A 14,400-nucleotide genomic window follows, 5' to 3' on the forward strand; every position below is an offset into this window, starting at 1 on the left:
ATATATGATTAAGGTAAATATCTTTACGAAAGTTTTAAGTTTTATTCTTTTTATGGGAATAGGGAATAGCTTCGCTATTGCCCAAAGTGAGATAGGGAAACTGATTTTGGAGGATTGCTACACTTTAGCTCGCTCCAATTACCCACTAATCAAGCAACAAGATCTCATATCAAGGACGAATGAGTTTTCCTTGGATAATGCTCAAAAGGCTGTCATGCCACAGTTGTCTGTGGCCGGTCAGGCAACACATCAATCTGATGTGACATCGATGCCTATTAAGCTTCCCAATATGGATATCCCAAGCATAAGCAAGAGTCAATATAAGGTTTATGCTGAGCTGACTCAATCCTTGACTGGTCTTTTTAATCTCAAGGACCAAAAGGAAAACCTAAATGCCAGTTCTGCCGTCGAAAACCAAAAAGTTGAGGTGGAAATGTACAAGCTGAAAGAAAGGATCAATAACCTTTATTTTGCCGTATTGCTTTTGGATAGACAAAAAGAACAGATTAATCTGAGTGTCCAAGACCTACAGAGCGGCATTGAAAAAATGGAAACTGCGGTTGCCAATGGTGTTGCGCTTAGGAGTTCTGCTAGTAATCTGAAAGCGGAAAAATTGAAAGCTGAGCAAAGAATTACAGAATTGGATTTCAACAAGAAAGCTTATCTGGAAGTTCTAGGTGTAATGATTGGACAAAAGCTAGGTCCTGACACCAAATTACAGACTCCAGCTGCCTTGCAATGGAATTATGAAATCCATAGGCCGGAACAGACCTTATTTTCTTTACAAAGGAAATCTCTTGATGTTCAGAATAAATTGATTGATAATAAGTCTTTGCCACAATTTAGCCTATTTGTTCAAGGTGGTGTTGGGCAGCCGGCATTGAATATGCTGAATCCCGAAACGCAAGGCTTTTATATTGCCGGATTGCGTTTGGCTTGGAACCTGAACAGTTTCTATACCCAGAAAAATGAAAAGAATATCATAAAGAACAACCAACGGATATTGGATGTGCAAGAGGAAACTTTCCTATTCAATACAAAAATGAGCCTTTCGCAACAGCAAACAGAACTGTCTAAGTTTCAAGAATTGCTGAAAACCGATCAAGAGATAATCGACCTTCGGGAGCAAGTAAAGAATTCTACATTGAACCAGTTGAATTATGGCACTGCCAGCAGCAACGATTACCTTATTTCGGTGAATGTGGTGGAACAGGCAAAACAGAACCTCGCCTTGCATGAAGTTCAACTCTTAATGGCTCAATATAACTTACAAACAACATCTGGAAAAGCAGAAAACTAATCATAATGAAAAGACTGAAAATATATTTGTTCCTAAGTACTGGAATACTGGCTTTGGGATCCTGTAAAAATGATAAAGATACCTTCGATGCCTCAGGGAGTTTTGAGGCAATAGAGACCATAATTTCTGCTGAGGCGAATGGAACCATCAAAGAGTTTAATCTAGAAGAAGGGGACCAGTTAGCTGTGGGGCAACAAATTGGCTATATAGATACGGTGCAGACCTATCTAAAAAAGCGCCAATTAGAGGCTCAGGTTGGGGCTGGATTAAGTAGGAAACCGAATATACCTGTCCAGCTATCTGCCATTAAAGAACAAATCCAGCACTTAGAAAGGGAGAGAATTAGGACCCAAAACCTGATCGCTGGTGACGCAGCGACCCCTAAGCAGTTAGATGATATCAATGCGCAGATAAAATTGCTCAATAGACAGTTAGAAGCACAACAATCCAGCCTTTCGATTTCAAATCAAAGTATAGGGAAGGAGGTCGTGCCTTTGGAAGTGCAGATCTATCAATTGGAAGATCAATTAAAGAAATCTAAAATCGTGAATCCTGTCCAAGGGACGGTCTTGACTAAATATGCCGAAGTGAACGAATCTGCAGGCATGGGAAAACCACTCTATAAGATCGCCGACCTGTCCAGCATGATATTGAGGGCATATATTACCGGCAATCAGCTTCCAAATGTCAAGTTGAACCAAAAGGTTCAGGTGTTGACTGATGATGGAAACGGTGGATACCATACTTCTGAGGGGATCATCACTTGGATTAACAGTAAAGCAGAGTTTACTCCGAAGACTATACAGACCAAAGACGAAAGGGCTAATCAAGTCTATGCTATCAAAGTCAAGGTAAAGAATGATGGAAGGTATAAGATTGGCATGTATGCTGAAATAAAGTTTATCTGATATGGATATGGTGCAAGTAGTTGATCTGGTAAAAACCTACAATAAAGGGTCACTCACCGCTGTGGATCATGTGGATATTTCTGTGAAAAAGGGTGAGCTATTTGGTCTAATTGGTCCGGACGGAGCAGGAAAGACAAGTATTTTCAGGATTTTGACTACTCTTCTGTTGCCTACAGAAGGTACTGCAAGTGTAGCAGGTTTAGATGTTGTCAAAGACTATAAACAGATCAGGAAGCTAGTTGGCTATATGCCCGGTAAATTTTCACTGTACCAAGACCTAACCATTGAGGAGAACCTTAATTTCTTCGCGTCAGTTTTTGGAACTACGGTTGAGGAAAACTATGATCTGATCAAGGATATTTATGTGCAGATCGAACCATTCAAGGATAGACGGGCGGGTAAATTGTCTGGGGGAATGAAACAAAAACTAGCCTTGTGCTGCGCCCTGATCCATAAGCCCGAGGTTTTATTCTTAGATGAACCGACAACAGGAGTTGATGTGGTGTCGAGGAAAGAGTTTTGGGACATGTTGGCTAGGCTAAAGGATCAAGGGATTACGATCTTGGTTTCAACCCCATACATGGACGAGGCTACCCTTTGCGAGCGTATTGCCTTGATACAAAATGGCAAGATTCTAAGCGTTGAGTCTCCAGATGAAATCATAAAGCAGTATCCAGACCCTTTGTATGCCATCAAAGCTAATAATATGGGCAAACTATTGGTTGATCTCAGAAATAATCCCAATATCAAAACCTGCAATGCCTTTGGTGAGTACCATCATATCAGTTTCAAAGAAGATAGCGATCATGCAGAAGAAATGCTGCTGAAATCTCTTGGAAATCAAAACCATCTGGGATTGGATATCAAGATAATCAAACCCAATATTGAGGATTGTTTCATTAACCTAATGAACTAACATGACAGACGAAGTTGTAATAAAGACTGATAAGCTCACTAAGAAATTTGGCGATTTCATTGCGACCAACTCCATCAGTTTTGAGGTCTATAAAGGTGAAATCTTTGGTTTCTTGGGTGCCAACGGTGCAGGCAAAACCACCGCCATGAAAATGCTTTGCGGTCTTTCAAAACCAAGTTCTGGAAATGCCAATATTGCTGGTTTCGATATCTATAAACAGACGGAGGAAATCAAGAAAAATATAGGCTACATGAGCCAGAAGTTTTCGCTCTATGAGGACTTGACGGTTAATGAAAACATTGATTTTTTCGGCGGTATCTATGGCCTCAATTACAAGCAGCTGAAAGATAAACGGACTGAACTGTTAAGGACCTTAGGTCTGGAAAATGAAGCCAAGAAATTGGTAGCCTCCTTGCCCTTAGGATGGAAGCAAAAGTTGGCCTTCTCCGTTGCTGTCATCCACGATCCAAAGATTGTTTTCTTGGATGAACCGACCGGGGGAGTGGATCCCGTTACCCGAAGGCAGTTTTGGGACCTGATATATGCTGCTGCAGCACGTGGGATAACCATTTTTGTCACTACCCACTATATGGACGAAGCGGAATACTGTAACCGGATTTCGATGATGGTGGATGGAGAGATAAAAGCTTTGGATAGCCCGCTAAACCTTAAAAGAACATATAAAGCGGAAACCATGGATGACGTGTTTTATGAACTGGCTCGCGCCGCTAAAAGGAAGGGAGATTAGATGAAACAGTTTATGTCCTTCGTTCGTAAGGAATTCTACCATGTGTTCAGGGATAGAAAGACTTTACTGATGTTGTTTGGATTACCGATCGTGCAGATCGTATTGTTCGGATTCGCCCTGACCAACGAGGTTAAGAATGCAAAAATCGTAATCTGTGACTATTCCCAAGATATAGCCACTCAGGAAATAACGAGAAAGTTTGAAGCCAATCGGAATTTCCAAGTCACGAAATCTTTGATGAGCTATAAAGATATTGAGGACTCCTTTCAAAAGGAAAATATTAAGCTTGCTGTGGTGTTCCCAGCAAAGTTTAATGAGGATTTAATGCACCTGAAAAAAGCCCAAATCCAGGTGATCTCCGATGGTTCTGACCCGAATACGGCCAGTACCCTTCAGAACTATGCAAATGCTGTCATCATGGATTATCAGATGGATCTGATGCAGGGACAGGAAATGCCTTATTCCATCAACACCGAATTGAGGATGCTCTACAATCCCGAGCTAAAAGGAGCGATGAACTTTGTTCCGGGTATTATGGCATTGGTGCTTATGTTGATCTGTGTGCTGATGACAGCTGTTTCTATCGTGAAGGAAAAAGAAATGGGCACTATGGAGATCTTGCTGGTTTCGCCTTTTAATCCATTTCTGGTAATAGTTTCTAAGGCTCTGCCATATTTTATGTTGTCATTGATCAACTTGGCAGTTATCCTGATCATGGCCGTGACGCTCATGGGCATGCCAATTCATGGAAGTCTTATTTTGTTGGTCGCTGAGAGTGCGCTGTTGATCATCTGTGCCTTGTCAGTAGGGCTTTTGATTTCCAATGTGACGAACTCCCAACAGGCAGCAATGCTGATCTCCATGATGGGGATGATGCTGCCGATCCTGTTGTTTACCGGTTTTATGTTTCCTATCGAAAACATGCCCATGCCATTGCAGCTGGTATCCAATTTGGTTCCATCAAAGTGGTATTATATCATCGTAAAATCCATTATGCTGAAAGGTCTTGGGATTGCTGCCATATGGAAGGAAACCTTGATTTTGATAGGGATGACAGTTATCCTTTTGGTATTAAGTTTGAAAAATTTTAAAACAAGGTTAGAATGAGATCATTGTTGTTTTTGTTGAGAAAAGAGTTTAAGCAGATCTTTAGAAATAAAGCATTGCTCCCTTTGATATTTGTTGCACCTATCATGCAATTGATCATTCTACCTTTTGCAGCGGATTACGAGGTGAAAAACATCAATGTTTCTATCGTAGACCATGATCATTCTCCGGCTTCACAGCAATTGATTGCTAAGATGACAGCCTCTGGATATTTTAGGTTGACCGCTTATGGGCAATCCTTTAAAGAAGCGTTGAAGCAGATCGAAAGTGAAAAGGCGGATTTAATACTTGAAATTCCAACAAACTTTGAAAAAGATCTGATAAAAGAGAAGTCTGCAGAGCTGTTTATTGCCGCTAATGCCATCAACGGAGTAAAAGCTGGATTGGGATCAAGCTATCTCAGTAGGATCATAATGGATTTCAATGAAGATATCCGGACTAAATGGGTCAATCAAAATGGAGTTTCTGCCAATTCACTGATAGATGTCACCTCTTCCAATTGGTTCAATCCCTATCTGATTTACAATAAGTTTATGGTACCAGGGATTCTGGTCGCTTTAGTGACCATGGTCTGTTCGTATATGTGCGCCCTGAATATCGTAAAGGAAAAAGAAGTTGGAACCATTGAACAGATCAATGTAACCCCAATCAAGAAATATCAATTCATCCTCGGTAAGCTGATTCCATTTTGGATCATCGGAATGTTTGTCTTTACGGTTGGATTATTTGTGGTCGGCAGATTTATATATGGATTAGTGCCAGTAGGCAATATGTTTTGGTTGTATGGATACCTGTCCATTTACCTTATTGCGATTTTAGGTTTAGGATTGTTGATTTCTACGATCTCCGAAACCCAGCAACAGGCGATGTCGGTCGCATTCTTTTTCATCATGATTTTTATGATGATGAGCGGCCTGTTCACTTCCATTGACAGCATGCCTCAATGGGCTTATGTGGTGACGAAAATGATCCCTGTAACATACTTCATTGAAGTGGTCCGTATGATTGTATTAAAGGGAAGTGACTTTCAGGATATCCAGCATCATTTCTTGATCATTATAGGATTTGCCATTTTGCTGAATGGCCTTGCCATTTGGAACTATAGAAAAACATCATAGGGGTTTATTCAACCCCTATCCACCATTCTTTGGTGTCATTATCTTTATCTAAGTAAATAAGCTGTCCCATTTTTGGAGTCCAAATGGGAACATTTTTATTTTTAGCTTCTTTGCTAATTCGGATCATAGGATCATCCCAAGCATGGTTGGCAAGTGGGAATTTAGAATTATGAACAGGAATGATTCTTTTCGCCAGTAAATCCTGGGCAGCTGTAACAGCTTCCTCAGGCATCAGGTGGATGTATTTCCATAATTCATTGTATTGTCCATTTTCAAGGATAGCAACATCAAAAGGACCGTATTGCTCACCAATTTCCTTAAAATGTTTGCCATAGCCAGAATCTCCACCTACAAATATCTTCAACGAATCGGATTCAACGACAAAAGAAGACCATAAGCTGGTATTTCTCTTTAACCAACGGCCTGAAAAGTGTCTTGCTGGCGCAGCAGTGAATTGCAAGCTGTCTAGGGTTAACTTTTCACCCCAATATAACTCATGGATCCGTTCAGTAGGATAGCCCCATTTTTCAAAATGGGCTCCAACACCTAAACTTGTCACGACATCCTTGACCTTGCTTTTCAATTGCAATATGGAAGGATAATCCAAATGGTCGTAGTGATCATGGGTAAGGATAAGGATATCGATTTCAGGAAAATCCTCCGCCTTGTATTTATGGGTCATTTTGAATGCTTTCACGCTGCCTGGAATCGGTGAAGCATTCCCATTCAATACGGGATCCACTAATATTCTTTTTCCATCCAATTGCATGTAATAGGAGGAATGACCAAACCACACGTAGACATTCTGGTCCAAGGGAATATTTTTTAAATCAGTAATCTCTACCGGTAATGGTTTTGAAGGAACATTCCTTTTATCCTTTTCAAAGAAAAAAGACTTGAATACAGCGACTTGGCTTACACCTTCCTTGATTGCTGGTGTTTTTTCTAGATTGTCATATACCCCATCTTTAAAGGTGGCGGTATGCTCCATTCTTTTCAATCGATCCGCAGAAGCCAAAGCGCCCATTTGATCCGACCGGCTCAATAAATATACTGCCACAGCGATGATCAAGACTAAGGCAAGAATGATATACATAAGTATCTTAAATATTTTTTTCATGTTAATGCGGCACAATTTACAGTATTATCTGTAATCTGATTGCAATAAATGAATTAGTTAAAGTATCCTAGTCTTAATATCAATAATTATGTAAAAGTTAATCAATAAATAATAAAATAATTAACGAATAGTTAAATATCATTTATAATTTTACATTAGTTCTTTAACATAAACAGTAAGTCATGTATTTAATTGAAGATTCTTCGATCCAGTCGTTTTTTAAAACAATTAATGATTTGGACAAGAAGTATCAAGAGTACCTCGCTAATGATGGAAAGTGGTTAGGCGGGGGATTTCAAAATTTGTTTTGGGTCTTACCAATTGCAGGCTCAAAAAACCTAAAACTAAATTTAAAACCTGAGGTATTTATGCAATTGCCTCGACCGTTACGAAAAGAGATCAGTGGGCTAATGTTGCTGGATGGATGAAAGGTAGCATGTTTTAGCGATAAAACAAAAAAGCAAGTTAATGTATGTTAACTTGCTTTTTTTATTTCAAAATCTTCTTGCTTATTGGTATCCCAATAATTTCATGACTTGTTTTGAGTTTTGCTCTTCGCCAAACACCTCATAGTTAAATGTCTCATCTCTATTTCTGCGGATTAAAACATGCTTTGGTGATGGCAGTAAACAGTGGTGGATACCTCCGTAACCGCTCAATACTTCTTGATAAGCTCCCGTATGGAAGAATCCAAGGTATTGTACTTTTCTTGTTTTCGGCATAAATACCGAGTTCATATGTGCTTCCTGGTTATAGTAATCTTGGCCATCACAGGTGATACCACCAAGGTTAACACGCTCATATTCTGAATCCCAATTGTTGATCGGTAACAAAATATACTTCTGGTTCAGAGCCCAAACATCAGGAAGATTGGTGATAAACGAACCATCCAACATTAACCATTTCTCACGGTCATTCTGTTGTTTTCTGCCCAATACCTTATAAAGGATACCTGAAGCCTCCGCAACGGTGTATTTACCAAATTCTGTAATGATATCTGGTTCTACCACCTCATGGTGCGCACAGATCTGCTTGATGCGGTTTACAATTTCATTGACCATGTATTCATAATCGAAATCATGAACCAATGAGTCTTTAAATGGCATACCTCCACCAATATCCAAGGTATCCAGATCAGGATTGATCTTTTTGAACTTACAGTAAAGGGTCACATATTTCTCCAACTCATTCCAGTAATATGGTGTGTCAGAAATACCCGAATTGATAAAGAAGTGTAATAGCTTTACTTTAAAGTGCGGGTTATCTACGATCTTGCTGTTGTAGAAGTCGATAACGTCTTCCATACGGATCCCTAATCTGGAAGTATAGAATTGTGAATCTGGCTGTTCTTCCGCTGCAATACGGATACCTAAGTTGCAAGGTTCAGAAAGCTCAACTTCATCATCATACATGTTGAATTCCTCTTTATTGTCCAAAACTGGAATGATATTGTGGTATCCATCATGCAACATATCGACGATATATTGTTTGTACTGGTAGGTTTTAAAACCATTACAAATTACTGTAATGTCCTTGGTGACTTTTCCTTGTCTCTCCAGCGCATCAATCATTGGCATATCAAAAGCCGAAGAGGTCTCCAAATGGATGTCATTCTTCAATGCCTCTTCAACGATGTGTTTGAAATGCGATGATTTAGTACAATAACAGTATTTATATGATCCGCGATAATTATATTTCAACATGGCTGTTTGAAATAAGATCTTCGCTTGTTGTATCTTTTTGCTGATAATGGGTAAATAGGTAAAACGTAGGGGAGTACCGTACGTTTCTATCATTTCCATCAAATTCAAATCGTGGAAGTACAATTCGTCATCGATGATATCGAATCCGTCTTGCGGAAAACCAACACTTAAGTCAAGAAATTCCTGATAGCTCTGCATTTTTTATTATTTTTGGCAAAGATATGCTTTCACGATGAATACCTAAATAATCAACGTGTTATTTTTTAAATTCATTATCAGAAAGTTACGAATATTACGAAATATTTACATGGCAAAATCAATCCAAGAGCTGCTTATTGAGAAGACAGTTGAAGCGGTAAATGCATTGTATGGAGCGGAAATCCCTGCTTCTCAACTCGCATTACAAGAGACTAGAAAAGAGTTTGAAGGTCAAATCACTTTAGTTGTATTTCCGGTTACCCGATTTTCTAAAAAATCTCCGGAAGTTACTGGAAATGAAATAGGTACTTATCTAAAAGAAAACATTCAAGAGATCAGCGACTTCAATGTGATCAAAGGTTTCTTGAACCTCAGTTTCTCTGATGAATACTGGATAGAACTGTTGAACAAAACCATCCTCCCTGATTCATTCGGAAAATACCCTCAAAACGGTAAAAAACTGATGGTGGAATATTCTTCCCCAAATACCAACAAACCTTTGCACCTAGGTCACATTCGTAACAACTTATTGGGCTATTCCGTGGCTGAAATCCTTAAAGCTTACGGCTATGAGGTGATAAAAGCCAACTTAGTCAATGACCGAGGGATACATATCTGTAAATCAATGCTTGCTTGGCAAAAGTTCGGTAACGGTGAAACACCTGAATCCGCTGGTTTAAAGGGCGACCATTTAGTGGGTAAATATTATGTGGTATTCGATAAAGAATACAAAAAGGAAATTGACCAGCTGAAACAAGATGGCCAAACCGAAGATGAAGCTAAAAAGAATGCTCCATTGATGAAAGAAGCACAAGTGATGCTCCAAAAATGGGAGGCAAACGATGCAGAGGTCATCAACCTTTGGAAAACCATGAATGGCTGGGTATATGCTGGATTTGATAAAACCTACAAACAACTGGGTGTAGATTTCGATAAATTCTATTATGAATCTGAAACTTACCTTTTAGGTAAAGACATCATACAAGAAGGTCTTGAAAAAGGTGTTTTCTTCAAAAAAGAAGACAACTCTGTTTGGATCGATCTAACCGATGAAGGCCTTGACCAAAAGCTGGTGCTTAGAGGTGATGGTACTTCGGTATATATCACTCAGGACTTAGGTACTGCGCAATTGAAATATGATGAATTCAACATGGATGAATCCATCTATGTTGTAGGAAATGAGCAAGATTACCATTTCAAGGTGTTGTTCGCCATCTTGAAAAAACTAGGCAAGGAATGGGCAAATGGCCTTTACCATTTATCCTATGGGATGGTGGACCTTCCTTCCGGCAAGATGAAATCCAGAGAAGGAACAGTCGTAGATGCCGATGATCTAATGGCTGAAATGATAGAAACGGCCAAGGAAAGAACAGAAGAATTAGGTAAGACCGAAGGCTTTAATGAAGAAGAAAAAACTTCGCTTTACCAAACCATCGGTATGGGGGCCCTTAAATATTTCTTGTTAAAGGTAGACCCTAAAAAACGCTTGCTTTTTGATCCAAATGAATCCGTGGATTTCCAAGGTCATACCGGCCCATTTGTACAATATACCCATGCAAGGATTAAATCAGTGCTTCGCAAAGCGGAATATACTGGTGCCGATGTGAAAACACCTGCATCCATTTCAACTTATGAGCGCGACTTGATCCAGGCATTGGCAAATTATCCTGCTATCATCGAAGCTTCTGCGCAAGAATTCAGTCCTGCGCAATTGGCTAACTATGCTTATGATCTAGCAAAACTTTATAATAAATTTTATCACGAGGAAACGATCCTTAAAGCTGAAGACGAAAATGTCAAAGGTTTCCGTCTGCAAATGTCTGCTTCGGCAGCAAGGATTATTGCGGAAAGCATGAACATGCTAGGGATCCAAGTACCGGAAAGAATGTAACTATGAAAAATCTTAAAGTCGGATTAATCGGATTTTCAATAGGGGGGCATGTTTTTCATGCCCCATTTATTGATGGCAACCCTGATCTAGAATTATACAAAGTCACCGCACGCAAACCGGAACAACAGAAAATGTTGGCCGAGCGTTATCCCAATGCTATCGGAGTATTGTCGGCAGATGATATCATCAATGATCCTGAAGTGGATATCATTGCGATCGCTACATCCAATGATGTGCATTACAGTTTAGCGAAAGCTGCTCTTGAAGCAGGTAAGCATGTGATCGTTGAAAAACCATTTACTAATTATAGTTCTGAAGCTGATGAATTGATTGCATTGGCAAAAGAAAAGGGACTTCTACTTTCCGTACATCACAATGCACGTTATCATTCAGACTTCAAAACCGTTAAAAAAGTAATTGAATCTGGAAGATTGGGTCGGGTAGTGAATTATGAAGCGCGTTACGACCGTTTCAGGAACTTCTTGAGAGCTGGAGCTTGGCGTGAGGAGAACCTTCCGGGGTCAGGAATACACTATGACCTAGGTGCTCATTTGATCGATCAAGCATTGCAGGTCTTTGGAAAACCAGAATCCATTTTCGCTGACCTCCGTGTTCAGCGCGATGGGGCCAAGGCTATTGATGATTTCGAATTTATCCTGTCTTTTCCAGGGATTAAGGTGTCCCTTAAAGGACAGATGCTAGCTAAAATCCCTACTGCCAGATATGCGGTCTATGGTATGAACGGCTGTTTTGTGAAATGGGGCGTAGATGCTCAGGAAGCTTTATTGCGTGATGGTGCGGTTCCCGCAAATATCCAAGACTGGGGTATGGAAGATCCAGCTTTTCAGGGTACCCTTTCCATTCTGGAAAATGGAAAAGATGTGGAAGAGAAAATTGAAAGCGAATATGGGTCAGGACAAGATTTCTATAAGAATATTGTCGCTACCATCAAAGGTGAGGAAGATTTGTTTATCAAACCTGAGCAAGCGCGCGATGTCATTCGCATATTGGAGCTAGCAGAAAAATCTTGGGCAGAACAAAGAACCATTTCTTTGGAAGGAGAGCTGATTTCCTAATGAAAGATTATGACGCGATAATCATTGGAGCTGGTGCCTGCGGACTGATGTGCGCAGTACAGGCAGGATTGCTGGGAAAAAGAACTTTGTTGATTGAACGCAATGAAAAACCTGGTGCCAAGATCCTGATCTCTGGTGGTGGTCGATGTAACTTTACAAACCTATATACCTCAACAGATAATTTCGTTTCAGAAAATCCGAAATTCCTTAATGCTGTGTTTTCCCAATGGACGGTGGAAGATACCATTACCTTCTTCGAACAATTTGGGAATATTGAAGGCCATGAAAAGACCTTAGGTCAATTATTTCCAGTCTCGAATAAAGCCAAGGATATTGTCGCGGTATTTACCAAGTTGATGTATGATACAGGGCAGGATATCTGGTTAGATACCTTAGTGACTGATGTGCAGAAAACAGATACCGGATTCGAAATCAGCTATGAGAAAAACGGTAAAAAAGCTAAAATATCTGCACCTAAAGTCGTTTTAACTACCGGAGGTTTACCTGTTGCCAAATTAGGGGCATCCGATTTTGCCATCAAGCTGGCGCGTAAGTTTGACCATAGGATAGTAGAGACTGCACCTGCTTTGGTCCCTTTGACGATTACTGGTAAAGATGCAAATTGGTATGCCTCGCTTGCGGGAAATTCCGTGTTCTCCAGAGTCTATAACGATAAGATCTCCTTTGAAGAAAATATACTCTTTACCCATTGGGGACTAAGCGGTCCAGCAATCCTACAGATTTCTTCCTATTGGAAACCTGGAGAACAGTTTACCATTGATCTTTTGCCGAAATTCAATTTGGAAAACCTGATCAAGGAAGAAAGAAACAATGCTGGAAAAAGGACTATTGGGCAGTTATTGAACGACCATTTTACTAAAAAGATGGTAGATGCCTTAGGGGAGTTCCTGCCTATTCAGCTAAAAATAGCCTCCCTGAGTAAGGCTGATGCCAAATTGGTATCAGAGAGCATCCATAAGTTTAAAGTTAAACCTGCCGGAGATAAGGGTTATGATAAGGCTGAGGTTATGCGAGGAGGGATAGCCACTGATGAATTGAGCCCAAGAACCTTGGAAAGTAAAAAGCAGGAAGGGCTTTATTTTGGAGGGGAAGCAGTGGATGTCACCGGTTGGTTAGGTGGTTACAATTTCCAATGGGCATGGGCCGCTGGCTTTGCTATCGCACAAGATATTTAAGAGAAACTTGCTGACAATAAAAAAGGCTGTAACTTTTACGTACAGCCTTGGTAATTATTTTGGAAAAAGTAGTTTCTTGTTCTTGGGTTTATATGATTAAAACTTGTGCTCTAAAAGACCTTCTTTTTTAATGTCAGTAATGTTAGCCTCTATTTTTTTTACTGATTTGTTGTCAACCAAAATTTCTAGGTTCACTTTTCCTGGTTTGTCTACTGTAGTTTTGATTTTCAATGCAGCGTTCTTAGCTGGAGCCGGTCTTCTCAATCTGATTTCTCTTGGAAGTTTGTCTGTGTCTTTAACTGCGATAGTTGAATCTTGACCTTTGTATCCAGTTACCACTAAAGATTTTAACTTCAAATCTTTTTCCTGAGAGTTAATTCTGTAGACCACATTTACTAGCTTGGTCTTTTTCTTTGTTGGTTTTGGATCCTCCTTTTTCGTGCAAGAAATAGTTGTCAATGCGCCTGCCATTGCTGTAACAGCTAATAATGTCCTTAAAAATGTAGTAGTTTTCATGTTAAGTTATAAATAATGTTTAATAAATAATTAAAAAGAACATCTTGTCGACTTATGTTTTATCATATAACGACAATAAAATTTAGCTCGCTACAGGCGAAGTGAAAAATATTTACTTTTCTTGTTAATTATTTTTCAATTCTATCAAAAATGTATGTTTAGCCTTATTCCATTGAATTTTTCGTAGTTTTGCACATTGAAGCAAACTGGTTCTATCGCTGCATGTTACATGGAGAGGAAAGTCCGGGCAACATAGGGCGATACGCTTCCTAACGGGAAGGCTGATTTTTTATCAGACAGCAAGTGCCACAGAAAATATACCGCCCCTCGGGGTAAGGGTGAAAACGTGAGGTAAGAGCTCACGGATTTGTATGGCGACATACATCTCGGTAAACCTCGTATGTTGAAAGACCAAATAGGTTGCAAGATTAGGAAGCGGCTCGTTTTCTGCCTTCGGGCACTTGCAATGGGTAGGTTGATGGAGTCTGTGTGTGAATGCAGACCTAGATAAATGATAGAAATTCTTATTTTAGAATACAGAACCCGGCTTACAAGGTTTGCTTCTTTTTTTTAATTATTGTACATTTTCTATTGCCTATAAAC

General features: G+C 39.7%; 13 protein-coding genes and 1 other RNA gene. 11 read left to right on the plus strand and 3 right to left on the minus strand.

The genetic code is table 11. The features are described from left to right. Nucleotides 1-4 precede the first annotated feature (4 nt). Genes NLF99_RS11475 through NLF99_RS11500 form a run of 6 tightly spaced genes read left to right on the plus strand, consistent with a single transcriptional unit; the run spans nucleotide 5 to nucleotide 6,097 of the window. Nucleotides 5-1,300 (plus strand): TolC family protein, encoded by a 1,296-nt coding sequence (locus NLF99_RS11475; RefSeq protein WP_254528325.1) that lies wholly within the window; start codon nucleotides 5-7, stop codon nucleotides 1,298-1,300. Nucleotides 1,301-1,305: 5 nt separating this feature from the next. Further along, complete coding sequence (locus NLF99_RS11480) at nucleotides 1,306-2,208, plus strand: HlyD family secretion protein (RefSeq protein WP_254528327.1); 903 nt, start codon at nucleotides 1,306-1,308, stop codon at nucleotides 2,206-2,208. A 1-nt stretch (nucleotide 2,209) separates the two neighbouring features. Continuing rightward, a complete protein-coding gene (locus NLF99_RS11485; protein WP_254528329.1) occupies nucleotides 2,210-3,124 on the plus strand; it encodes an ABC transporter ATP-binding protein in 915 nt (304 codons plus the stop codon). A 1-nt stretch (nucleotide 3,125) separates the two neighbouring features. Beyond that, a complete protein-coding gene (locus NLF99_RS11490; protein ID WP_254528331.1) occupies nucleotides 3,126-3,872 on the plus strand; it encodes an ABC transporter ATP-binding protein in 747 nt (248 codons plus the stop codon). Next, nucleotides 3,873-4,979, plus strand: coding sequence for an ABC transporter permease (locus NLF99_RS11495; protein ID WP_185213634.1), 1,107 nt, complete (start codon nucleotides 3,873-3,875; stop codon nucleotides 4,977-4,979). Further along, nucleotides 4,976-6,097 carry an ABC transporter permease gene (locus tag NLF99_RS11500; RefSeq protein ID WP_254528333.1) on the plus strand — a complete coding sequence of 374 codons (1,122 nt, stop codon included), beginning with the start codon at nucleotides 4,976-4,978 and terminating at the stop codon, nucleotides 6,095-6,097. The genes NLF99_RS11495 and NLF99_RS11500 overlap by 4 nt, the downstream gene beginning before the upstream one ends. A 4-nt stretch (nucleotides 6,098-6,101) precedes the next feature. On the opposite strand, the gene NLF99_RS11505 is transcribed toward NLF99_RS11500, so the two are convergent. Continuing rightward, the gene (locus NLF99_RS11505; RefSeq protein WP_254528335.1) at nucleotides 6,102-7,217 is read right to left on the minus strand and encodes an MBL fold metallo-hydrolase; all 1,116 of its coding nucleotides are present in this window, start codon (nucleotides 7,215-7,217) and stop codon (nucleotides 6,102-6,104) included. Nucleotides 7,218-7,399: 182 nt separating this feature from the next. Between NLF99_RS11505 and NLF99_RS11510 the strand changes: the two genes are divergently transcribed. Continuing rightward, on the plus strand, nucleotides 7,400-7,645 hold the full coding sequence (locus NLF99_RS11510) for a hypothetical protein (RefSeq protein ID WP_185213636.1): 246 nt from the start codon (nucleotides 7,400-7,402) through the stop codon (nucleotides 7,643-7,645). Nucleotides 7,646-7,726: 81 nt separating this feature from the next. Here the strand turns inward: NLF99_RS11510 and NLF99_RS11515 are convergent, their stop codons facing one another. Continuing rightward, complete coding sequence (locus tag NLF99_RS11515) at nucleotides 7,727-9,118, minus strand: arginine decarboxylase (protein ID WP_185213637.1); 1,392 nt, start codon at nucleotides 9,116-9,118, stop codon at nucleotides 7,727-7,729. 109 nt (nucleotides 9,119-9,227) lie between these two features. On the opposite strand from NLF99_RS11515, the gene argS reads away from it, so the two are divergent. From argS to NLF99_RS11530, 3 genes are read left to right on the plus strand one after another with little or no spacing between them, the layout of a single operon-like run. Beyond that, complete coding sequence (gene argS / locus NLF99_RS11520) at nucleotides 9,228-11,009, plus strand: arginine--tRNA ligase (protein WP_185213638.1); 1,782 nt, start codon at nucleotides 9,228-9,230, stop codon at nucleotides 11,007-11,009. A gap of 2 nt (nucleotides 11,010-11,011) precedes the next feature. Beyond that, on the plus strand, nucleotides 11,012-12,085 hold the full coding sequence (locus NLF99_RS11525) for a Gfo/Idh/MocA family oxidoreductase (protein WP_254528337.1): 1,074 nt from the start codon (nucleotides 11,012-11,014) through the stop codon (nucleotides 12,083-12,085). Next, nucleotides 12,085-13,281, plus strand: coding sequence for an aminoacetone oxidase family FAD-binding enzyme (locus NLF99_RS11530; RefSeq protein ID WP_254528655.1), 1,197 nt, complete (start codon nucleotides 12,085-12,087; stop codon nucleotides 13,279-13,281). The genes NLF99_RS11525 and NLF99_RS11530 overlap by 1 nt, the downstream gene beginning before the upstream one ends. Before the next feature lie 96 nt (nucleotides 13,282-13,377). Here NLF99_RS11530 and NLF99_RS11535 read toward each other — a convergent pair whose 3' ends face one another. Continuing rightward, the gene (locus tag NLF99_RS11535; RefSeq protein ID WP_254528339.1) at nucleotides 13,378-13,797 is read right to left on the minus strand and encodes a hypothetical protein; all 420 of its coding nucleotides are present in this window, start codon (nucleotides 13,795-13,797) and stop codon (nucleotides 13,378-13,380) included. Nucleotides 13,798-13,996: 199 nt separating this feature from the next. Between NLF99_RS11535 and rnpB the strand changes: the two genes are divergently transcribed. After that, nucleotides 13,997-14,364, plus strand: an RNA gene (gene rnpB / locus NLF99_RS11540) — RNase P RNA component class A. Nucleotides 14,365-14,400 lie beyond the last annotated feature (36 nt).

It is taken from the genome of Sphingobacterium sp. LZ11T8 (assembly GCF_024261425.1).
Classification (GTDB): domain Bacteria; phylum Bacteroidota; class Bacteroidia; order Sphingobacteriales; family Sphingobacteriaceae; genus Sphingobacterium.

What these genes read in the sequence shown, in the direction of transcription:
- NLF99_RS11505 (WP_254528335.1), bottom strand. Translation starts at nt 7,217, where the DNA reads ATGAAAAAAATATTTAAGATACTTATGTATATCATTCTTGCCTTAGTC.
- NLF99_RS11475 (WP_254528325.1), top strand. Translation starts at nt 5, where the DNA reads ATGATTAAGGTAAATATCTTTACGAAAGTTTTAAGTTTTATTCTTTTT.
- NLF99_RS11495 (WP_185213634.1), top strand. Translation starts at nt 3,873, where the DNA reads ATGAAACAGTTTATGTCCTTCGTTCGTAAGGAATTCTACCATGTGTTC.
- NLF99_RS11535 (WP_254528339.1), bottom strand. Translation starts at nt 13,797, where the DNA reads ATGAAAACTACTACATTTTTAAGGACATTATTAGCTGTTACAGCAATG.
- NLF99_RS11480 (WP_254528327.1), top strand. Translation starts at nt 1,306, where the DNA reads ATGAAAAGACTGAAAATATATTTGTTCCTAAGTACTGGAATACTGGCT.
- NLF99_RS11490 (WP_254528331.1), top strand. Translation starts at nt 3,126, where the DNA reads ATGACAGACGAAGTTGTAATAAAGACTGATAAGCTCACTAAGAAATTT.
- NLF99_RS11530 (WP_254528655.1), top strand. Translation starts at nt 12,085, where the DNA reads ATGAAAGATTATGACGCGATAATCATTGGAGCTGGTGCCTGCGGACTG.
- NLF99_RS11525 (WP_254528337.1), top strand. Translation starts at nt 11,012, where the DNA reads ATGAAAAATCTTAAAGTCGGATTAATCGGATTTTCAATAGGGGGGCAT.
- NLF99_RS11485 (WP_254528329.1), top strand. Translation starts at nt 2,210, where the DNA reads ATGGATATGGTGCAAGTAGTTGATCTGGTAAAAACCTACAATAAAGGG.
- NLF99_RS11510 (WP_185213636.1), top strand. Translation starts at nt 7,400, where the DNA reads ATGTATTTAATTGAAGATTCTTCGATCCAGTCGTTTTTTAAAACAATT.
- argS (WP_185213638.1), top strand. Translation starts at nt 9,228, where the DNA reads ATGGCAAAATCAATCCAAGAGCTGCTTATTGAGAAGACAGTTGAAGCG.
- NLF99_RS11500 (WP_254528333.1), top strand. Translation starts at nt 4,976, where the DNA reads ATGAGATCATTGTTGTTTTTGTTGAGAAAAGAGTTTAAGCAGATCTTT.
- NLF99_RS11515 (WP_185213637.1), bottom strand. Translation starts at nt 9,118, where the DNA reads ATGCAGAGCTATCAGGAATTTCTTGACTTAAGTGTTGGTTTTCCGCAA.